Below are 18,937 nucleotides of genomic sequence, written 5' to 3'. Positions count from 1 at the left end.
TTACTCCATCAATTGATGGTTTTTTTGCTAGTTGACCTAGCAGTTGTTCCCGAATAGTCAATCAATAAACTGACCGGTGCAACGAGTGGAATAGTTTTTTGATAAGCAAAGCTAATTTCAATATCCTCGCCATTCTTAGTAATGCCCAGATCTTTGCCGTGCAAAGCATCAATGTAGCCGACCTCAGCCTGTCGATCAAAAGCATCCTGAATTTGCTTTACGGTGCCACCATTGAGTTTAACCGAGGCTATGGCTTTTTTTATTGACATATACTCAATGACCGTAGGGACGACCTTGGCAGTCATCATCGCACCGAATCCTAAAATTGCCACCCATACGATTAATCCGAATAGTGTAATCCCCTGCTGCCGACTCCTACGTTTCATGGCAATTTTTGTCATTCAGCTACTCCGATGGTCAGTTATTTTTGAAATATTTAATCAAAAAAAGTACCAATGCGCTTGAGATTGCCAAGATTCATCCATACCAAAAATGCTTTTCCGACTATATTCTGATCCGGTACAAAACCCCAGTATCGACTGTCTTCGCTATTATCCCGATTGTCACCCATCATGAAGTACTGCCCGTCAGGAACGGTGCAGGCGAACCCTCCAGGATTGAACGAGCAATTATCCTTAAAAGGAAAATCTTGTACTCCGCTTAGATTAATTGGCGGAGCCTGTTCGACTACAGCAATCTTATGGTCCACACTGGACAAGTTTTCTTTAAACTGTTTTGAATAGTTCAGGCTGTCATCATTAAGGTAATCTGGTAGTGCTGTATAGGTAAGCGCGGTCCCATTAATGGATAAGCGCTTGTTTCTATACACTATTTTATCACCTGGAACGCCAACCACGCGTTTGATGTAATCCAGCGACAAATCCTTAGGATACTTGAAAACCATGACGTCACCACGTTGTGGAGAATTTATATCAATGATCTTTTTATTAAGTATTGGCAAACGAATGCCATAGGTAAATTTATTCACCAAAATCAAATCACCCACTAATAGTGTGGGCACCATCGAACTGGACGGAATTTTAAACGGCTCATACAGAAACGAGCGCAAGAAAAACACCATCGCGATAACAGGGAAAAAACTGCCTGAATACTCTACCCAGGTTGGCTGACGCAGCAAGTTCGCCTCTAGTTCAGCACGCCCACTGCTTTCTAACTTGATGCCTTCGGCGCGCAACTTAACATTACGTGCATCAAACGCAGCCAGTGCAGCATCTGCTTTGGCGCGCCGTTGAACGCGCAAATAAAAACGATCCAAAAACCAAATAATCCCTGTTAATACCATCAGCACAAAAAGAATTAATGCGAAATTACCTAAAATCGATTGCAATGTCATTTGTCATCCACTTGTAAAATTGCAAGGAAAGCTTCTTGTGGAATTTCCACCGAGCCGACCTGCTTCATGCGTTTTTTTCCTGCCTTTTGCTTTTCCAACAATTTACGCTTACGGCTAATATCGCCACCGTAACATTTTGCCAGCACGTTTTTACGCAACGCCTTAACGTTTTCACGCGAAATAATATTGACACCGATCGCAGCCTGAATCGCAACATCAAACATCTGACGCGGAATTAACTCACGCATCTTGGCGGCTACCGCGCGACCGCGATGATTGCTGTTGGAGCGATGCACGATAATCGCCAACGCGTCGACCTTCTCGCTATTAATCAGCATGTCGACTTTCACTACATCGGCAGAGCGGTATTCTTTGAACTCGTAGTCCATCGAAGCATATCCACGCGAAGTCGATTTCAAGCGATCGAAAAAATCCAGAACGATTTCGGCCATGGGCATTTCGTAAATCAACTTCACTTGTTTGCCATGGTAATGCATGTCTTTTTGTACGCCGCGCTTCACAGTGCATAAGGTGATAACCGACCCGACGTACTCTTGCGGCATGTATAAATTAACGGTAACAATCGGCTCACGCACTTCTTCGATCTTGCTAGGCTCTGGCATTTTTGATGGATTATCAACCATCAGGATAGAGCCATCGCGCAGCACGACTTCATAAATAACTGTCGGTGCGGTGGTGATCAAATCCATATCGAACTCGCGCTCCAGGCGCTCTTGCACGATCTCCATGTGCAGCAAGCCCAGAAAACCGCAACGGAATCCAAAACCTAAAGCTTGCGACACTTCAGGCTCGTATTGTAACGCCGCGTCATTGAGTTTAAGTTTTTCCAGCGAGTCGCGCAAAGCGTCGTACTGATTCGACTCAACCGGGAATAATCCGGCGAACACCTGCGGCTGAACCTCCTTAAAACCGGGTAGTGCGGACGCGGCTAGATTGTTTGCCAACGTTACCGTGTCGCCCACCTTGGCAGCCTTCAGCTCTTTAATGCCCGCGATGATGAAGCCCACCTGACCTGCGGACAAGGTCTCGCGTACCTGCATTTTTGGCGTAAATACGCCGATGCTTTCGGTCAAATGCTGCGACCCTGCCGCCATTAACTGAATTTTATCTTTAGGACGCAATGTACCGTTGACGATACGTACCAGCATCACGACGCCCACATAATTATCAAACCATGAGTCAACGATAAGCGCTTGCAAAGGCGCGTCAGTGTTGCCCTTCGGGGCCGGTACTTTAACAATGATGGTTTCTAAAATCTCGCGTACGCCTAAACCTGTCTTGGCCGAACACTGCACAGCATCGGATGCATCAATGCCGATGACATCTTCAATTTCTGACTTGGCGTTCTCGGGATCTGCAGATGGCAGGTCAATTTTGTTGAGAACAGGGACGACCTCGAGTCCGAGATCAAGAGCAGTGTAGCAATTGGCTACAGTTTGCGCTTCAACGCCTTGGGATGCATCAACCACCAATAACGCGCCTTCACAGGCGGACAGGGAACGGCTGACTTCATAACTAAAGTCCACATGTCCAGGGGTATCGATCAGATTTAGATTATAAATCTGCCCATCCAGCGCTTTGTACGACAATGCCGCCGTCTGTGCTTTGATGGTGATACCGCGCTCGCGCTCGATATCCATTGAATCGAGTACTTGTGCGCCCATTTCACGGTCAGACAAACCGCCACAAAACTGAATGATGCGATCTGCCAGAGTAGATTTACCGTGGTCAATGTGAGCAATGATGGAAAAATTACGGATGTTGTTCATTAATGTTCGTCGACGCAATGCGATTACAAAAAAGGCGCTCCGAACCGGGCATTTGTCGCCCAGGCGAGCACCTTTTATGGCAGGTTATTCAATCGCGCCATTTTACCGGATTTCAAGGGTGAAAAACCGACAAATCACCGGTGTGAGGGTTCTGGACGACAGATAGGCTAAGAAACACGTCATTTGGGCGCTCCGTATGGGATACGCTCCTCTTCTCTTGGAATGGTTCAAATCTCCATAGAGGCAAAACAAAAAAGCGTCGCGCGCAAAAAACTGATAAGGATTCTTCCGCCCAACGCCGGAACAATATCAATAAAACAAGTTACCGCACGAGGTGGCTAAGCCTTCAGATACGCATTGACCTTTTGTTTATCCAAAAAGTAGTGACACAGCCGGACGGGTACCTGCCCCATTCTGGAGCCCAGCAGTACCGGCACCAGTTCATCGTAAAGAGCGACCAGTTCGGGATCGCTATCGACGTCGATTTGCTCAATGGCATAGTCGGCGTCGACGTCAAGATTTCGACCCTCCAGCATCTCTTGCTCCGCACACAGCGCTATCAAGGCCTGGAGCATATCGTCGCATAAATGACAATAAGATCGCCCATACAGCGTAAATGCGATTTTTGCCATAACAACCCTTAAAACCTCGTCCTTTTGTTTACCGAGGACGGCGGAATCCATAAAAAGATGCGCGACGGTTAAGAATTAGCGCTACAAAATTCATACAAAGTAAAAAGCTGCAAACCAGGAGGCCTGCAGCTTTCATGACAACAGATTTTGCCAAGGATATGGCATTAAAACCTAACTTAATGCCCCATGTTCTCTCTGCTTGACTACCTGGCTTTCCGCCTGTTCAAGTCCTTTACCGGTCACTGCCGATCCCCCTTGGCTACCCTCGGTTTATTTGCAAGGTGCCGGCAACGTCACCTAATTAATTACTTGGACGTAAAGTGACAAACTGCGAGGACTCGCCGCGACGGACCAATATGGCAGCCATTTTCTTTGAGTCCAGTTTTGCAACCATTGCATTGAATTGCTTGGCGTCCTTCACGTCAGTATTGTTCAACTGTTGAATGACATCGCCCACTTGTAACCCGGCCCGCGCAGCGCTGCCTTCAACCGATGCCACCAGCACACCAGAATTCCCTTGCACTTCTTTCTTTTTATCTGCAGGCAAGTCGCTGACAACGAGACCCAACGCGTTCGCGACCGGGGCTGCCTTGGCAGGCTCTGCGCTGCTATTAGGAACCTCGTCCGCTTTTTCAGGCTTATCCGCCTTCATTTCAGTGATCGTCATCGAAATATCGCGACTGGCACCTTTGCGCCAAACGGTCAGGACGCCGCGCGTTCCCGGCTTAATGTTACCGACTATGCGTGGGAGATCGTTTGCCTTCTCGATGACCGCGCCATTAAATTTAAGGATGATATCCCCTGCTTGCACTCCAGCCTTAGCGGCTGGGCCATCGGCCTCGACACGTTCGACTTGCGCTCCCTGCGCTTTCGGCAATCCCAACGACTCAGCCACGTCTTTGGTGACCTCGCCAATTTGTACACCGATACGACCCCGCGTTACCCGGCCGGTTGCTTTGAGCTGCTCGGACACCCGCATCGCCTCGTCGATAGGCACAGCGAAAGAAATCCCCATAAATCCACCTGAGCGGCTATAAATTTGAGAGTTGATGCCGACAACCTCCCCGCGCATATTGATTAACGGCCCGCCGGAGTTACCTGGGTTTACCGCCACGTCGGTTTGAATGAGCGGCAGGTAGTCGCCCGTGTCTCGTGCTTTCGCAGAAATAATGCCGGAGGTGACGGTATTCTCAAGATCAAAGGGAGACCCAATTGCCAGGACCCATTCGCCAGCCTTGATTTTGTCTGAGTCACCCATCGTCAGGCGTGGTAAATTTGTGCCTTCGATTTTTAGCAAAGCCACATCAGTACGGCTATCCGCACCAATTACCTTTGCTTTGAATTCACGCTTGTCGGTGAGCTTTACATACACTTCGCTGGCGCCATCAACGACGTGGGCATTCGTCATAATGTAACCGTCAGCAGAAATAATAAAACCCGACCCTACGCCACGCGGCACTTCTTCAGGTTGCGTCTTGCCGCCTGGCTTTGCTCCCTTGGGCACTAGCGCTGGCGGCTTAGCGCCATTTTGAGGCACGCCAAAGAAGCGTCGCAAAAACTCTTGCATCTCTTCGTCGTTCGGCTGGCCCACCGCGACCTCCGCTTTGGCTAACTGGGTAGTCCGAATATTGACGACAGCAGGACCGGCTTTTTCCACGATTTCAGTAAAATCAGGCAGTCCCGCCACCGATGCAGCGACCGCCGCAGGCATCACATTAAATATGACGGGAACGACAAGCGACGCGGTAGCACTGAATACAAGTGCAGATAAAACGTGACGAGCGGTGCGGAGCATTTTCATAAGGTATATGCGTCTCATTTATTTTTAAGTTCGATAGAATTGGCAACCTGGCGGATTGCTACGGCAGGCACTTCGCCGACAATCGTAAGCCAAAAATCACCTTGACGTTTTCCAACAATATTTAAAGCACCTTGCTGCATCGCCCCCTCTGTCCGACTTAGGGTACCGGGTTCAATGAAGACGGAAATGGCGGCTAATCCATCAGAGAAAACGATTTGCGACACTTCGCGACGATTAGGCGGACCGCCCGCATTTGGCGCCAGCGCATCAGATACTATACGCTTTAATTCACGAATCTTCTTGAACCCCGGTGGCATTCCAGAGACCGACCACTCATTGAGATTTGCCGGACTCATCGCAGTATGCTCTACATGCCAGCTACTCGTATTGCCGAAGCTGGATTTGATGCGTCCCGCTGAAATATTCCCGATGGTAATTTCAGTAAATGAGATTTGCTCAACAATCTCGTTTTGGGTGTTAAGAGTCTGGGCGCGCAGTAGTAACCCGGATTTTTTTTCTGCCCACAGCTTATAGCCGTAACGCATCTTATCTTTTGGTTCCAGCAGTACCGCCTGACAATCGTGTCCTGCAACGCGCCCGACCTCACCCAGTTTTACATTGTAGTACGCGGTCAGATCGCTTGGAATGGAGGCCAAAATAGCGGGGAATACATCTTGCGTGACCCGTTTTTCTACCAGTAATGTTTTTGTTTCCGGAATGAAGCAGGTGACGTCTTCGTTATGCCTGATGTACTCACGTTGCTTTCCATCCAGCACCTCCAATTTTTCAATTTCATTATGTCCCTCCAACAAGTGCGTGATACGGGAGGTACGCATCTGGTTTGCCTGTTGATAGACAAAAGTACCAGAATAATTAAGCTTTTGCGCTGCGGACTGAATCCTTTTTAAAAGAGTCTGCGCCTCACGGTTGCCTTCCACCTTTTCTACGGCTAATCCTTCCGCTTGCGCGGAAAGAGCCAGAAACGCCGACACCACAACGAGGAACCGGAACAAAACCTTAGTCTGCCGCATATTAATTATTAGCATCAAGGGCAAAGGTAGCTGAGCGAGCGTATTGCGTAGTGTTATAAAGCGATGGGGAAAACCGCTGGTGTGCAGAGAGATATTCATCAATACGCGGATCACGTAAAACTTCGTTATCAGCTAAGGCTACGGCAACCGTTTGAGTTCCAAAGCCGACATTAATATTCGATGAGGGGGCCAGTGTCATTTGCACTGCAGAAAGCATCGCAGGTGTAAGGGATTGACTATTGTCATTCATCATGTGCGGAATGGTTATAAAAGCTACCGCCGCCACCGCGGCCGCGGCCGCCATACCCGGCAGAGCAAAACGCCTTAACGAGCGGGTGCCGGTTGCAGCAAAGCCAGCATTAACAATGTGCTCCTCTACAACCGGCGCACCCGGCATTGGTGCCACAATCATCGGAGGCTCGGCGTTAAGGCGGTCAAACATGCGCGAAGTAAAGTCCGGGCTTAATGTAATCGCCATGTCGTCCGAGCGCAGAATATCACCGATCTGGTGATAGACATCCCATGTAGTACGACTTTCGTTTTGACGTAACGATACCAATGCCATATCCATAAAAGCACTGGATAACTCACCATCAGCCAAGGCAGAAATTTGCTCTTGGTGTAATTCTTTGGTATTCATAAGTCACCTAGTTAAAACCTGGCCAACCCCTTCGTTCCCGAAAACCGCTAATTCGCTTTTTACCAACGTTTGTCGATCGCTGTACCCAACAACGGTCGCAACTTTTCTGCGATAGCTTCTCTTGCTCTAAATATTCTGCTGCGTACTGTCCCTATCGGGCAGCCCATGGCTTCAGCAATTTCGTCATAACTCAATCCTTCGATTTCGCGCAAGGTGATCGCTGTCCGCAGTTCCTCGGGCAATGCTTCCATCGCAACATTCACCGTCTGAGCAATTTGTTTGGTCGCTAACAACGATTCAGGAGTGTTTATATCTCTTAGTTGCTCTCCGTCGTCAAAAGTTTCTGCATCTTCAGAATTTGATTCCGTTGAGGTCGGCGCCCGACGTCCCTGCGTCACCAAATAGTTCTTGGCGGTGTTGATACCGATTCTATATAACCAAGTATAAAACGCCGAGTCACCCCTAAACTGAGGAAGTGCACGATAAGCTTTAATAAACGCTTCTTGCACAACATCCTCGGCTTCTGCCTGATCGCGTACGAGGCGCGACACAAGACGCATCAGCTTGCGTTGGTATTTAATTACCAGTAGCTCGAACGCCTTTTTGTCGCCACGTTGCACGCGTTCAACAAGCAGTTGATCAATTTCGCGTTCTGTCGTCAATCGCCGTTCCTTTTGCATTTACTTTTGCAACATGCGCGCATGACCGAAGCATGGACCCAGTGCAATTCAATAAGTTCAACCCGGTGGCTGCTCATATCTTACTTTCTTTTTGACCGTTTGCATGACCGCGACTGGCTGACCAGCGACACGCTACGGACAACGCTCCGAACACCTGTTTGGAAGCACAATCAGGTAGTATAACCACAGACTTGATCCGCCCATCGATATGCTGAAAGCGCAATAACAGTAAATCAGTCCAAAGCGTGGACCCGCGCGATAATTGCACCACAACCGGCTGCGGAACGCGATTAGCCACGTTGGTGTACGGCAAAATTTCACCAATCTTGAATTGGCCTTCGCCAGTTACAAAAATATGCACTGTCTGTCTGGATTTTATATAACACAGCCATCCTGCTACGCTCGCCAGCAATCCAGTCATTCCGAGCGCAAAGCCAATTACAGTGTCAAGGCGACCGATTCCTCCAAAACTGACAAAAATACTAATGAGTGCTCCGTTCAAAGACAACACGGAAACCATAGCAAATAAAATTTTGGACGGAAGAACCAGAGCCGACATTGCAATCGACATTTTAGGGTGATATGGCGGGACGCCGAGCGGGGGATTATGCATTAATCCTCAATCAAACGTCGTCAGACGTCCGATTGAGACATTATGGCGCTGCTTAAGCTTTACCAAAAACTAACGTACCGTTGGTGCCACCGAAGCCGAACGAGTTTTTTACCGCTATATCAATCTTCATGTCCCGCGCTGTATTGGCGCAGAAATCAAGATCGCACTCAGGATCCTGATTAAAAATATTGATAGTCGGCGGAGAGACCTGATTATGCAAAGCCAAAACCGTAAATACCGATTCCAGACCGCCAGCACCACCTAATAAATGACCGGTCATCGACTTGGTCGAGTTAACCACTAACTTATAAGCATGATCACCAAACGCAGCTTTAATGGCATTCGTTTCATTTTGGTCACCTAAAGGGGTCGACGTGCCATGCGCATTCAGATACTGGACCTGATCACCGTTGACACCCGCGTCGCGCAGGGCTGAGGCCACACACCGACGTGGGCCATCCAGATTAGGCGCGGTGATGTGATACGCGTCGCCACTCATCCCAAAACCGAGCAGTTCCGCATAAATCGTAGCACCACGGGCAATTGCATGCTCGCGTTCTTCAAGTACCAACACGCCTGCGCCCTCACCTAAAACGAAGCCGTCGCGATCCCTATCCCACGGACGGGAGGCAGTCGAAGGATCATCATTACGTGACGAGAGCGCTCTTGCTGACGCAAAGCCACCCAGCCCAAGTGGGGAAATACTGGCCTCTGAACCGCCAGCAATCATCACATCGGCGTCGCCGTACTGAATCATCCGTCCAGCTTGTCCGATGCAGTGCAATCCGGTAGTACAGGCAGTGACTATCGCCAGATTGGGTCCCTTAAGACCATATTTGATCGACAGATTACCGGAAATCATATTAATAATTGACGCCGGAATGAAGAAAGGACTAATGCGGCGCGGGCCCCGATTGGTCAACTCTGCATGGGTGTCCTCAATCAGCGGGAGCCCACCGATGCCAGAACCAATGATGACGCCGATACGCTCGGCGTTTTCTTCAGTGACTTCCAGGCCACTGTCCTGCATCGCCTGAATACCTGCTGCCATCCCATAGTGGATAAAGGTGTCCATATGCCGCGCATCTTTAGCGGGCATATAGTCCTCAACATTAAAGCCCTTAACTTCTCCCGCAAAATGCGTAGAAAAAGCAGAGGCATCAAACTTGGTAATGGTTGCAATACCTGATTTACCTGTCGTGACTGCATCCCATGCGTCGGCAATAGTATTGCCGACCGGTGAAATGCAACCCAGGCCAGTTATCACAACACGACGTTCACGTGAGCGACTCAAACGATTCTCCTGGATGCGTTCAAAACTGGCTTATGTCGCTTTGACATACGCCTTGGCATAGTCAATAGCCTGTTGCACAGTAGTAATTTTTTCGGCTTGTTCGTCAGGGATTTCCATTTCGAACTCGTCTTCTAATGCCATGACCAATTCTACGGTATCAAGTGAATCCGCGCCTAAATCATCTACAAACGACGATTCCAGTTTGATGTCAGCTTCTGCGACGCCCAATTGTTCAGCGACGATTTTCTTTACACGTTGTTCGATATCAGACATGTGATGCCTCCAGTTATTAGGTTACATAAAGTGCGCGCATTTTAGCAGATATGCGCACATAAAATTTACTTTTAGTATCGGCGGTTAAGAAATAACCAACTACTGCCAAAAGGTCTTAAATTTACTACTTGGTAACTTAACAGATCAGTGCGTGGCTAAAATCTCTTGCATGAATCCTAGCCATTCCCTCGAATATGTCTACATTGCGCTAAATCCAGGACAGACGAATCCGTTTTTTACCCCAGGCGGTCTTTATTGCATACATTGCGCCTCAATAACGCCATCGTTGTGCATCAATTTCGCAAAAATTAGGCGTTAATTAGGCATTAATTACAATACATGCCGCCATTAACATGCAGGGTGGTGCCTGTAATGTAGCCAGCCTGGGCTGATGCAAGAAAACTCACCGCCGCAGCAATATCTTCTGCCGCGCCGAGACGACCCAACGGAATTTGCTGCAACAATCCTGCCGTTTGCTGCTCACTCAGCGCTTTGGTCATATCGGTATCGATGAAACCGGGTGCTACGCAGTTAACGGTAATATTGCGACTGCCAATTTCACGGGCTAACGCACGGCTCATCCCAGTCACGCCGGCTTTAGCCGCTGCGTAATTCATTTGGCCAGGATTTCCGGTCGATCCCACCACCGATGTAATATTAATGATGCGACCATGCTTGGCCTTCATCATTCCGCGCAATACTGCGCGCGATAAACGAGCCACTGCGGTCAGATTTGTGAGAATGACAGCATCCCACTCTTCGTCCTTCATCCGCATGGCCAGCTGATCATGCGTAATGCCTGCATTGTTCACCAGGATCGCCAGCGAGCCGAATTCTTTTTGCACCATATCGACGACAGCTGCACACGCAGGTGCATCATTAACATTCAAGACAACGCCCTTACCACCGCCAAGTTCGTCGCTGTTCAGATACGCGGTAATAGCCGTTGCACCCGCTTCCGAAGTCGCCGTACCTACTACCGTCGCGCCACGGCGCGCTAACTCAATGGCGATGGCGCGTCCAATACCACGCGAGGCACCTGTAACAAGCGCTACCTGACCTTGTAAATTTTTTGTATCCGAGTTTTGCATATTAATCATGAATGTGTATGACGCTTATTTAGATACGAATTCTATATTCATTCGAACAATTATTGCGCCTTAATTAAGTAAAGCCAGCACTTTTTCCATAGAGGCTTGATCAAAAATGGATTCCCCTGTCATCTCCGGGTTAATTCGCTTTGTCAGGCCAGCCAGAACCTTGCCCGGCCCACACTCAACGATTTGAGTTATTCCCTGAGCGTGCATTTTTTGAATCGTTTCCACCCAGCGCACAGGACTTGCCGCTTGCCGCACCAAGGCGTCTTTAATTGACGCTGCATCGACCGGACATGCAACGTCGACGTTATTAATCAAGGTGATCTGTGGCGCAGAAAAAATCAAGTCTTGCATGTACTCGCGCAATCGATTCGATGCGGGCACCAGCAATGATGAATGAAATGGTGCCGAAACGGGTAATGACAAGGCACGTTTAGCACCTTTTGCCTTCGCCCCCTCGCAAGCACGCTCTACCGCCGCCTTGTGACCCGCAATGACTACCTGCGCAGGCGCATTAAAGTTTACTGCCTCGACGACTTCGCCCTGCGCAGCCTCAATGCAGATTGCGCGTACATCGTCATCCGACAAACCGAGAATCGCTGCCATACCGCCCTGTCCGACCGGCACGGCTTCCTGCATCGCCATAGCGCGAAAGCGAACCAATGGCACCGCGTCTTTAAAACTAATCACACCAGCGGCGACCAGCGCCGAATATTCACCTAGGCTATGTCCGGCCACCAGAGGCGGCGCTTTGCCTCCGGCGGCAATCCACGCACGGTAAAACGCCACAGCGGCCGTAAGCATCACCGGCTGTGTGTTGGTGGTGAGGTCAAGATCTTCCTTTGGCCCTTCGGCGATCAACTTGCCAAGATTAAACTGCAACGCTTCTGAAGCTTCGTTGACGGTGTCACGCACAATCGAATTGTCGGCAAAGCCACTTAACATACCGACCGCTTGCGAGCCTTGACCGGGAAAAACAAAAGCAAATTTAATCATACGTTCTAGTAAAAATTAATAAATTAATTGCGTGTACGGAAGCACAATCAGATAAAACGTCAGATGGATCAGCTAGTTCTATCGGTCGCACCTGGCAGTATTCGCCGCTGCAATCCGCAGCCCATATCACATCTTCAGGATTGCGCTGATCATATTCGATTTTTATCCACATTACATTCGCGTTATATCCGGGTTACATCCGTGCCACGATAGCACCCCATGAAAAGCCACCGCCGACGGCTTCCATCAATATAGTCTGACCAGGCTTAACGCGACCGTCACGCACCGATTTATCCAAGGCCAACGGGATCGATGCGGCCGAGGTGTTCCCATGCTGATCAACTGTTACAACCATCCGCTCTGGCGGCAAGCCGAGTTTGCGGGCAGTACTTTGCATAATGCGGATGTTAGCTTGATGCGGAATCAGCCAGTCGACTTCTGCCGCAGAAACGCCTGCAATAGCCAATGCTTCAGTCGCTACTTTTTCAAGCACCGACACCGCCAGCTTAAACACTGCAGGTCCGTCCATGTACAAGAAAGCGCTGCCATCAACTGCGCCGCCAGTGAGACTACCGGGAACGCACAGGATATGCTTGTAACGACCATCAGCGTGGAGCTTGGTCGCCAGAACGCCCGGTTGTTCCGAGGCGGTCATAACAACAGCGCCCGCGCCATCACCAAACAACACACAAGTCGTCCGATCTTCAAAATTCAGTATCCGCGAAAACACTTCAGTACCGATAACCAGCACATTTTTGTGCGTGCCTGCTTTAATAAACGCATCCGCGATCGACACGCCATAAACAAAGCCACTGCATACTGCCTGAACGTCAAACGCCGCGCCGCCTGTGGTAATACCCAGCTTTTCCTGGACCACGCATGCAGTGCTAGGAAAGCCGCCCAGATAATCGGGGGTCGACGTAGCCACGATAATCAGGTCAATGTCGTTGGGCTGCATGCCCGCCATTTCCAATGCATGTTTTGAGGCTGCAACGGCAAGATCGCTGGACTGCACATCCGGCTCGGCGTAATGACGCGCGGAGATACCGCTACGCGAAAATATCCACTCGTCGGAAGTCTCTATACCCTTGCTGCCGAGTTGGATTGCGAGGTCCTGGTTCGTCACACGTTTTGGTGGCAGATAACTGCCAGTGCCCACGATTTTGCTATAAATAGTCATGCTGTTTTCTGTTGGGGTGACGCAATTTGGGATGAATCAATATTGAGACCTGGACCTGTCGGACTTGCGGTGCCTTCCAGCCTGGTGGGGATTGGTTCCGGCGGCGGCATTAACGCGGCAATGGTCGTCGTAATGCGCGATAGCACATCATACTTGGCGGCATCGAACGCACGCTGGATTGCCCATTCATAACCATATGCATCCGCACTACCGTGGCTTTTGAACACCAGTCCACGTAAACCCAATAAGCTTGCGCCATTGTAGCGCGATGGGTTGAGGCGGCGTGAAATTGCCTTAATCGCGCTGCGGGCAATTAAGGCTCCGAGCATGTTAAGGATACTGCTTTTAAATTCTGTCGTCAGCACACTTTTAACCAACCGCCCAAGACCCTCGGAAGCCTTCAAAGTTACGTTACCGACAAATCCGTCACAAACGACGATATCGGTCGTTCCTTCAAAAATATCATTGCCTTCGACATTCCCGTAAAAATTAATAAGACCTTTTTCATGATCGGCACGCAATAACGCTGCGGTTTGCTTGACCATTTCGTTGCCTTTGATATCTTCTTCGCCGACATTCAGCAATCCGACCGTGGGCTTGGACTTGCCTTCCATCGCGGAGACCAGCGCTGAGCCCATCAATGCAAATTGGTGTAAATGTTGCGGCTCGCAGTCGACATTGGCGCCGAGGTCGAGCATATACGTAGGTCCATCTTTTTGATTAGGCAGGATCGTACAGATCGCCGGGCGATCAACGCCCGGAATAGTCTTGAGCAAATAACGCGAAACCGCCATTAGCGCGCCGGTGTTACCGGCGGACACGCACGCGCGTACCTTTTCTTCTTTGATTAGTTCCAGCGCGATACGCATGGAAGATTTCTTTTTGCGGCGCAACGCGGTTTCGACAGAGTCATCCATCGTTATCACTTCTTCTGCGTGCACAACCGATAGGCGCGAGTGCGACTGGGCTTTATACTTTTTAAGTTCGGCCCGAATTTGCTCCTCCAAACCGACCAGTACTAATTCACACTCCGGTTCGCGATTGGCAAACGCAATGGCGGCAGGCACCGTAACCGACGGGCCATGATCACCACCCATGCAATCGATAGAGATTTTAATTGTCATTATTTTGATTCATTGCCATTTCCATCCGACATTATGGGGCAGATTTGGCAAGGAAACTGTCGGACTTAAGGGTAATCGACTGCAAAATGATCTGGACGGTCCAAATTTTACCGGCTTCTTTACCAATAGCCAGCTTTTGCGCCGTCGAACCTGACAAAAGCTGCCCTCGTCCAGATCATTTTTCGCTTCGCCCCCCTTTAATCCGACAGTCTCCTCGAAACCGCCTCTCACAATTTCTAATTACAAAAAGAAAAGCGGCACCACTGAGAACCCCAATGATGCCGCTTTTATACTCAAAACAACGAGAATTACTCGTCGTTCTTAGTCTTCAAAACTTTACGGCCACGATAAAAGCCATTTGGGCTGATATGGTGACGCAGATGTGTCTCACCTGTAGTTGGCTCGATTGCCAGTGGAGGTGCTACTAAAAAATCGTGAGCGCGGTGCATGCCACGCTTGGATGGGGTCTTTTTATTTTGCTGAACAGCCATGATAACTCCTGAATCTAAGATCTAAAATTTTAACATAACTGGACTTACTATAGGAAATCCAGAAATTCCTGCCGCGTTCGGGCGCGGACTCCCTTACTCTTACTCATTGCTACACTTAATGCCCCACTTCGTCACGTTCGGTACTACGCAACATCACAACTGTGACACTAAGCGCAACAACGTTACCGCAATCTGGAACCACAACTTAATACAACTAAACTACTTTAAATTCTTTAACATCGCAAAAGGCGACTCTTTTTTTCCGCGCTTTAAGGCTTCGAGGGCAGAAGTGTCCGGACATTCGGTATGTTTAGGCGACAGCGGCATAGCCAGCAATGCCTCATCCTCCACCAACTGAATAATATCCAGTGCTTTAGATCCGATAATGACATCCACCTGATCATCATCCAGCAAAGCGTCAATTTCGTCTGCGCTTGCCTCGTCTTTTGCCAAAATTAACGTCGACTCTGAGTCGACATCAAAAGCAAATGGGGTCATACAGCGTTGACAAATAATTTGCAGCGTGCCGGAGACGGTCAATGTCAATTGCGGGTGAGCAACGTGGTTTGCACCACCAATCAACACCCAACTTAGCGTACCCGAGGGGTCGGCCAACTCTTCTGCCAGTCGCGTCAGGTCTGTTACAGGCATCGCACCTTCACGACGTTCTTTCAGGCGGGAAAACTCAAACGCGTCGATAACAAAAGCACTCATAGGCCAAGCCGAACCCTGAAAACCTGCGATAATAACAGCCTTTCCCTTTATCAGTCAAAGTGTTAGCGCGCTTTTGTTGGGCAATCACACAAAAAAGCGTTAATTTTCGCAATTTTCGTCCCATGACCTCTTTGCAATCGTTTCCACCTTCACCGATCATACAGTCATCATTTTCCTATACCGAACCCGCCTTGACACCCTCCCCCGTACTGACTCCCCGCCTGGTTCTTGGTTCCAGCTCCATCTATCGTAAGGAATTATTAACCCGTTTGCGACTCCCGTTTGATGTCATTGTGCCAAATATCGACGAAACTGCATTTACGGGCGAAGCACCCGAAGCGACCGCCCTGCGATTAGCGCAAGAAAAAGCGGTTGCGGTGGCATTGATTGCGCCAGGTGCCCTGATTATCGCATCGGATCAGGTCGCCACACTCGACGGCGCGCAGATCGGAAAACCGGGCAACCACCGCAATGCCTTGCTGCAATTACAGAAAATGCGCGGTCGGCGCGTGGTTTTTCACTCTGCACTATGCCTACTGGACGCTCGCTCACCTTTGGCAGCCCCAACCGTTCAACTTGAAAACATACAAACCTTTGTCACTTTTCGAGACTTACCGGACGCTGAGTTAGACGCTTACCTGCGTCTGGAGCAGCCTTACGATTGCGCCGGAAGCGCCAAAAATGAGGGACTCGGCATTGCTATCCTCGAAAAAATCGAAAGCACCGATCCTACTGCGCTGACCGGATTACCGCTCATAGCGCTTACCGGCATGCTCCGCCGTGCCGGGGTCGGTTTTTTCCACACGTAGGTTCAGCGTAATAATGTAATTCCATTTGAAATCATTCGACGCCCATTCAAACATACACTTAATAAACAAAGGCTAGCATGGCAGGTATCCTGTATTTAATTCCCAATACCCTTGGACAGAGCGACGCCGATAATGTCGACCCGCTGGCGTCGGTTATCCCGATGGAAGTTCAGGCCATTACGGCGAAACTCGGCTACTTCGTCGCAGAAAATGCGAAAACGGCGCGTGCATTTTTAAAGTTAATAAACGCCTCGCATCCCCTCACGCAAGCGCTGCAAACAATTAATATCGCCGAACTGAATGTCAATACGCCGATCACGTCCCTGCCCGCATTATTGGCACCCCTGCTGGCCGGTGAGGATGGAGGTCTGGTTTCTGAAGCGGGCGTTCCCGCAGTGGCGGACCCGGGGGCAAATCTGGTCCGCCTGGCGCATGAGAACGGCATTAGGGTGCGGCCACTCGTCGGCCCGTCGTCATTATTGCTAGCCGTGATGAGTAGCGGTTTGAACGGGCAGAGTTTTGCTTTCAATGGCTATTTACCCATCGATGCTGAACAGCGAATCAAGCGCATTAAAGCGCTGGAACTGCGCTCCCGACAAGAGAAACAAACGCAGCTTTTTATAGAAACACCTTACCGCAACGGCGCCATGCTGGAGGCGCTCAGCGCGCACTGCCAACCGAACACACTCATTTGCGTTTCGACGGATCTTACATTGCCGACCGAGACCATAAAAACGCAGACGGCTGCCCGCTGGAAGGCTGCACTGAACTCAAACAAAGGTCCCGACTTTCATAAAAAGCCAACGGTGTTTTTGATACTTGCAGAATAATCGTACCTTCGAACTATCAATCCGCGCTATCAATCGCGCGACGAATCCGAGCGATCGTCCAAAATATTTTAAATCACATTATCAGCCAACTCATAGCAGCGTTTATAGCCGCCGCATTTTCTAAAGCTGTGTAAAGACATTGTCAGGAACCTGCAAACTGTTTTCAGTGCAGTTATGAATCTGGTAGGCAGCGCTATGTAGCGGATTGAACTAAAAAAATAAAAGCGCCCCAAAATGCAAAACGGCGACAGTATTGCGCTGTCGCCGATATTGCGTGTCTCGAAAGACATATTCTTGAAAAGTCGAAAACTTTTCGGGGCCGCATCTAAAATGCAGTGTGGGTTCGGCGTTCAATCGTCATTCTAGTGCAAGGGGTGTATCGCTCTAGAGTATTCAATTTTAGTACCGTCAAATTACTGTTGAATGGCTACCGATAGTGTGGTTTCTATATTCGCCTCCTCAAATAATTATTCTTAACGTATCTTCACTATACGCCATGATCATGAAAGTGCAAGACAACTTATTTATAAGCCGTCTTTCTCTGCCTGATTATTTGAGTAATTATTTATATAATATCAACCTGGTCATCGAAAAACGCTTCGAAAAATTCACATGAGGTTATCGTAATGATGGCTTCTGACTACTCATCATCGACCCAACTACTCCAGCGCCAACTGCCACGCCAAACTTCTTGAGAACGCGCTCTGGCAAGCCTTCGCTCTTAGTGTAATCAACCACATCTTCCGCTTTTACGATATCGCGAGAGACGCTTTCGACTGTTCCGTAACCGTCTGCCAGGCCCATATCAATGGCTTTGCTGCCGATCCAGAATAAACCTGAGAACGTCTCCGGCGTTTCTTTTAAACGCGCGCCGCGACCCTTACGTACGACATCAATAAATTGTTGATGAATATCGGCCAGCATGACTTTGGCAAAACCTTTTTGCGCTTCGCTCATCGGACTAAATGGATCAAGGAAGCCTTTATTTTCGCCAGCGGTTAGTAACCGTCGCTCAACACCTAATTTTTCCATTAAACCTGTAAAGCCAAAACCGTCCATTAATACGCCTATCGAGCCGACGATGCTAGCCTTGTTGACATAAATTTTATCGGCTGCCGCGGCGATGTAATAACCGCCTGAAGCGCACATTTCGTCTACGACCACATACAACGGCTTCTTCGGATATTCTTTGCGCAGGCGAACGATCTCATCATTGATAATCCCCGCCTGGACCGGACTGCCGCCCGGGCTATTAATCCGCAATATCACGGCGACAGAGTCCGTCGCAGCAAACGCGTTATCCAGGGCTGGGATCAGGACATCCGCGGAGCCGTTGCCGTCTGAGTCGATGGTACCGTTTAACTTGACCAACGCTGTATGACGTCCCACCGTTGGTGTGTCGGCGCTTTCATAATGCGCCGCGTACCAAAAACCAAAACCGATCAAGCAGAAGGTCGCCAACTTAAAGAAAATTCCCCAACGGCGGCGTGCCCGCTGCTCTCGCAACGATGCAGTCGCCAACTTTTCCAGCAAATCTCGTTCCCAACCTTCTTTTTTCGGAGTTTCCATATTCTCGATATCGCTTTTA

20 protein-coding genes are annotated in these 18,937 nt (G+C 49.3%); 2 read left to right on the top strand and 18 right to left on the bottom strand.

Annotation, left to right across the window (positions count from 1 at the left end; genetic code table 11):
- Window positions 1–8: 8 nt before the first annotated feature.
- The 17 genes from HAV38_RS10365 to HAV38_RS10285 all read right to left on the bottom strand — a co-directional run bounded on the left by HAV38_RS10365 (window position 9) and on the right by HAV38_RS10285 (window position 15,710).
- Complete coding sequence (locus tag HAV38_RS10365) at window positions 9–401, bottom strand: DUF4845 domain-containing protein (RefSeq protein ID WP_168055076.1); 393 nt, start codon at window positions 399–401, stop codon at window positions 9–11.
- 35 nt (window positions 402–436) lie between these two features.
- A complete protein-coding gene (gene lepB / locus HAV38_RS10360; RefSeq protein ID WP_168055074.1) occupies window positions 437–1,354 on the bottom strand; it encodes a signal peptidase I in 918 nt (305 codons plus the stop codon).
- Window positions 1,351–3,144, bottom strand: coding sequence for a translation elongation factor 4 (lepA, locus tag HAV38_RS10355; protein ID WP_168055072.1), 1,794 nt, complete (start codon window positions 3,142–3,144; stop codon window positions 1,351–1,353). Before lepA ends, lepB begins: the two co-directional genes overlap by 4 nt.
- A gap of 338 nt (window positions 3,145–3,482) precedes the next feature.
- Window positions 3,483–3,776 (bottom strand): glutaredoxin family protein, encoded by a 294-nt coding sequence (locus HAV38_RS10350; RefSeq protein ID WP_168055070.1) that lies wholly within the window; start codon window positions 3,774–3,776, stop codon window positions 3,483–3,485.
- A 301-nt stretch (window positions 3,777–4,077) separates the two neighbouring features.
- The gene (locus HAV38_RS10345) at window positions 4,078–5,571 is read right to left on the bottom strand and encodes a DegQ family serine endoprotease (RefSeq protein ID WP_375791663.1); all 1,494 of its coding nucleotides are present in this window, start codon (window positions 5,569–5,571) and stop codon (window positions 4,078–4,080) included.
- A gap of 20 nt (window positions 5,572–5,591) precedes the next feature.
- Entirely contained in the window at window positions 5,592–6,608 is a 1,017-nt protein-coding gene (locus tag HAV38_RS10340) for a MucB/RseB C-terminal domain-containing protein (protein ID WP_168055066.1), read from the bottom strand.
- Between the two features lies 1 nt (window position 6,609).
- Window positions 6,610–7,248: a sigma-E factor negative regulatory protein gene (locus tag HAV38_RS10335; protein WP_168055064.1), complete on the bottom strand. Its 639-nt coding sequence runs from the start codon at window positions 7,246–7,248 to the stop codon at window positions 6,610–6,612.
- Between the two features lie 59 nt (window positions 7,249–7,307).
- Window positions 7,308–7,928: an RNA polymerase sigma factor RpoE gene (rpoE, locus tag HAV38_RS10330; RefSeq protein WP_168055062.1), complete on the bottom strand. Its 621-nt coding sequence runs from the start codon at window positions 7,926–7,928 to the stop codon at window positions 7,308–7,310.
- 73 nt (window positions 7,929–8,001) lie between these two features.
- Complete coding sequence (locus HAV38_RS10325) at window positions 8,002–8,541, bottom strand: hypothetical protein (protein WP_168055060.1); 540 nt, start codon at window positions 8,539–8,541, stop codon at window positions 8,002–8,004.
- 52 nt (window positions 8,542–8,593) lie between these two features.
- Window positions 8,594–9,835, bottom strand: a complete 1,242-nt coding sequence (gene fabF / locus HAV38_RS10320) for a beta-ketoacyl-ACP synthase II (protein WP_168055058.1) — start codon at window positions 9,833–9,835, stop codon at window positions 8,594–8,596.
- Window positions 9,836–9,865: 30 nt separating this feature from the next.
- Entirely contained in the window at window positions 9,866–10,108 is a 243-nt protein-coding gene (acpP, locus tag HAV38_RS10315; RefSeq protein WP_168055056.1) for an acyl carrier protein, read from the bottom strand.
- A gap of 326 nt (window positions 10,109–10,434) precedes the next feature.
- Window positions 10,435–11,199, bottom strand: coding sequence for a 3-oxoacyl-ACP reductase FabG (gene fabG, locus HAV38_RS10310; protein ID WP_168055054.1), 765 nt, complete (start codon window positions 11,197–11,199; stop codon window positions 10,435–10,437).
- 69 nt (window positions 11,200–11,268) lie between these two features.
- Complete coding sequence (gene fabD / locus HAV38_RS10305) at window positions 11,269–12,201, bottom strand: ACP S-malonyltransferase (protein WP_168055052.1); 933 nt, start codon at window positions 12,199–12,201, stop codon at window positions 11,269–11,271.
- Window positions 12,202–12,394: 193 nt separating this feature from the next.
- Window positions 12,395–13,381, bottom strand: coding sequence for a beta-ketoacyl-ACP synthase III (locus HAV38_RS10300; RefSeq protein ID WP_168055050.1), 987 nt, complete (start codon window positions 13,379–13,381; stop codon window positions 12,395–12,397).
- A complete protein-coding gene (gene plsX / locus HAV38_RS10295; protein WP_168055048.1) occupies window positions 13,378–14,505 on the bottom strand; it encodes a phosphate acyltransferase PlsX in 1,128 nt (375 codons plus the stop codon). The genes HAV38_RS10300 and plsX overlap by 4 nt, the downstream gene beginning before the upstream one ends.
- Before the next feature lie 308 nt (window positions 14,506–14,813).
- Window positions 14,814–14,996, bottom strand: a complete 183-nt coding sequence (gene rpmF / locus HAV38_RS10290) for a 50S ribosomal protein L32 (protein WP_014006864.1) — start codon at window positions 14,994–14,996, stop codon at window positions 14,814–14,816.
- A 219-nt stretch (window positions 14,997–15,215) separates the two neighbouring features.
- A complete protein-coding gene (locus HAV38_RS10285) occupies window positions 15,216–15,710 on the bottom strand; it encodes a YceD family protein (protein ID WP_168055046.1) in 495 nt (164 codons plus the stop codon).
- A 122-nt stretch (window positions 15,711–15,832) separates the two neighbouring features.
- On the opposite strand from HAV38_RS10285, the gene HAV38_RS10280 reads away from it, so the two are divergent.
- Window positions 15,833–16,519, top strand: a complete 687-nt coding sequence (locus tag HAV38_RS10280) for a Maf-like protein (protein ID WP_168055044.1) — start codon at window positions 15,833–15,835, stop codon at window positions 16,517–16,519.
- A gap of 77 nt (window positions 16,520–16,596) precedes the next feature.
- On the top strand, window positions 16,597–17,349 hold the full coding sequence (locus HAV38_RS10275; RefSeq protein ID WP_168055042.1) for an SAM-dependent methyltransferase: 753 nt from the start codon (window positions 16,597–16,599) through the stop codon (window positions 17,347–17,349).
- Window positions 17,350–17,967: 618 nt separating this feature from the next.
- On the opposite strand, the gene HAV38_RS10270 is transcribed toward HAV38_RS10275, so the two are convergent.
- Window positions 17,968–18,918 (bottom strand): S49 family peptidase, encoded by a 951-nt coding sequence (locus HAV38_RS10270; protein ID WP_168055040.1) that lies wholly within the window; start codon window positions 18,916–18,918, stop codon window positions 17,968–17,970.
- Window positions 18,919–18,937: the final 19 nt, after the last annotated feature.

Origin of the sequence: Glaciimonas immobilis (assembly GCF_011947285.1) — a bacterium.
In the GTDB taxonomy this organism is placed as follows: Bacteria; Pseudomonadota; Gammaproteobacteria; order Burkholderiales; family Burkholderiaceae_D; genus Glaciimonas; species Glaciimonas immobilis.
Note: the sequence above shows the minus strand (reverse complement) of the source record. Positions and strands in the feature narration are given on the sequence as shown.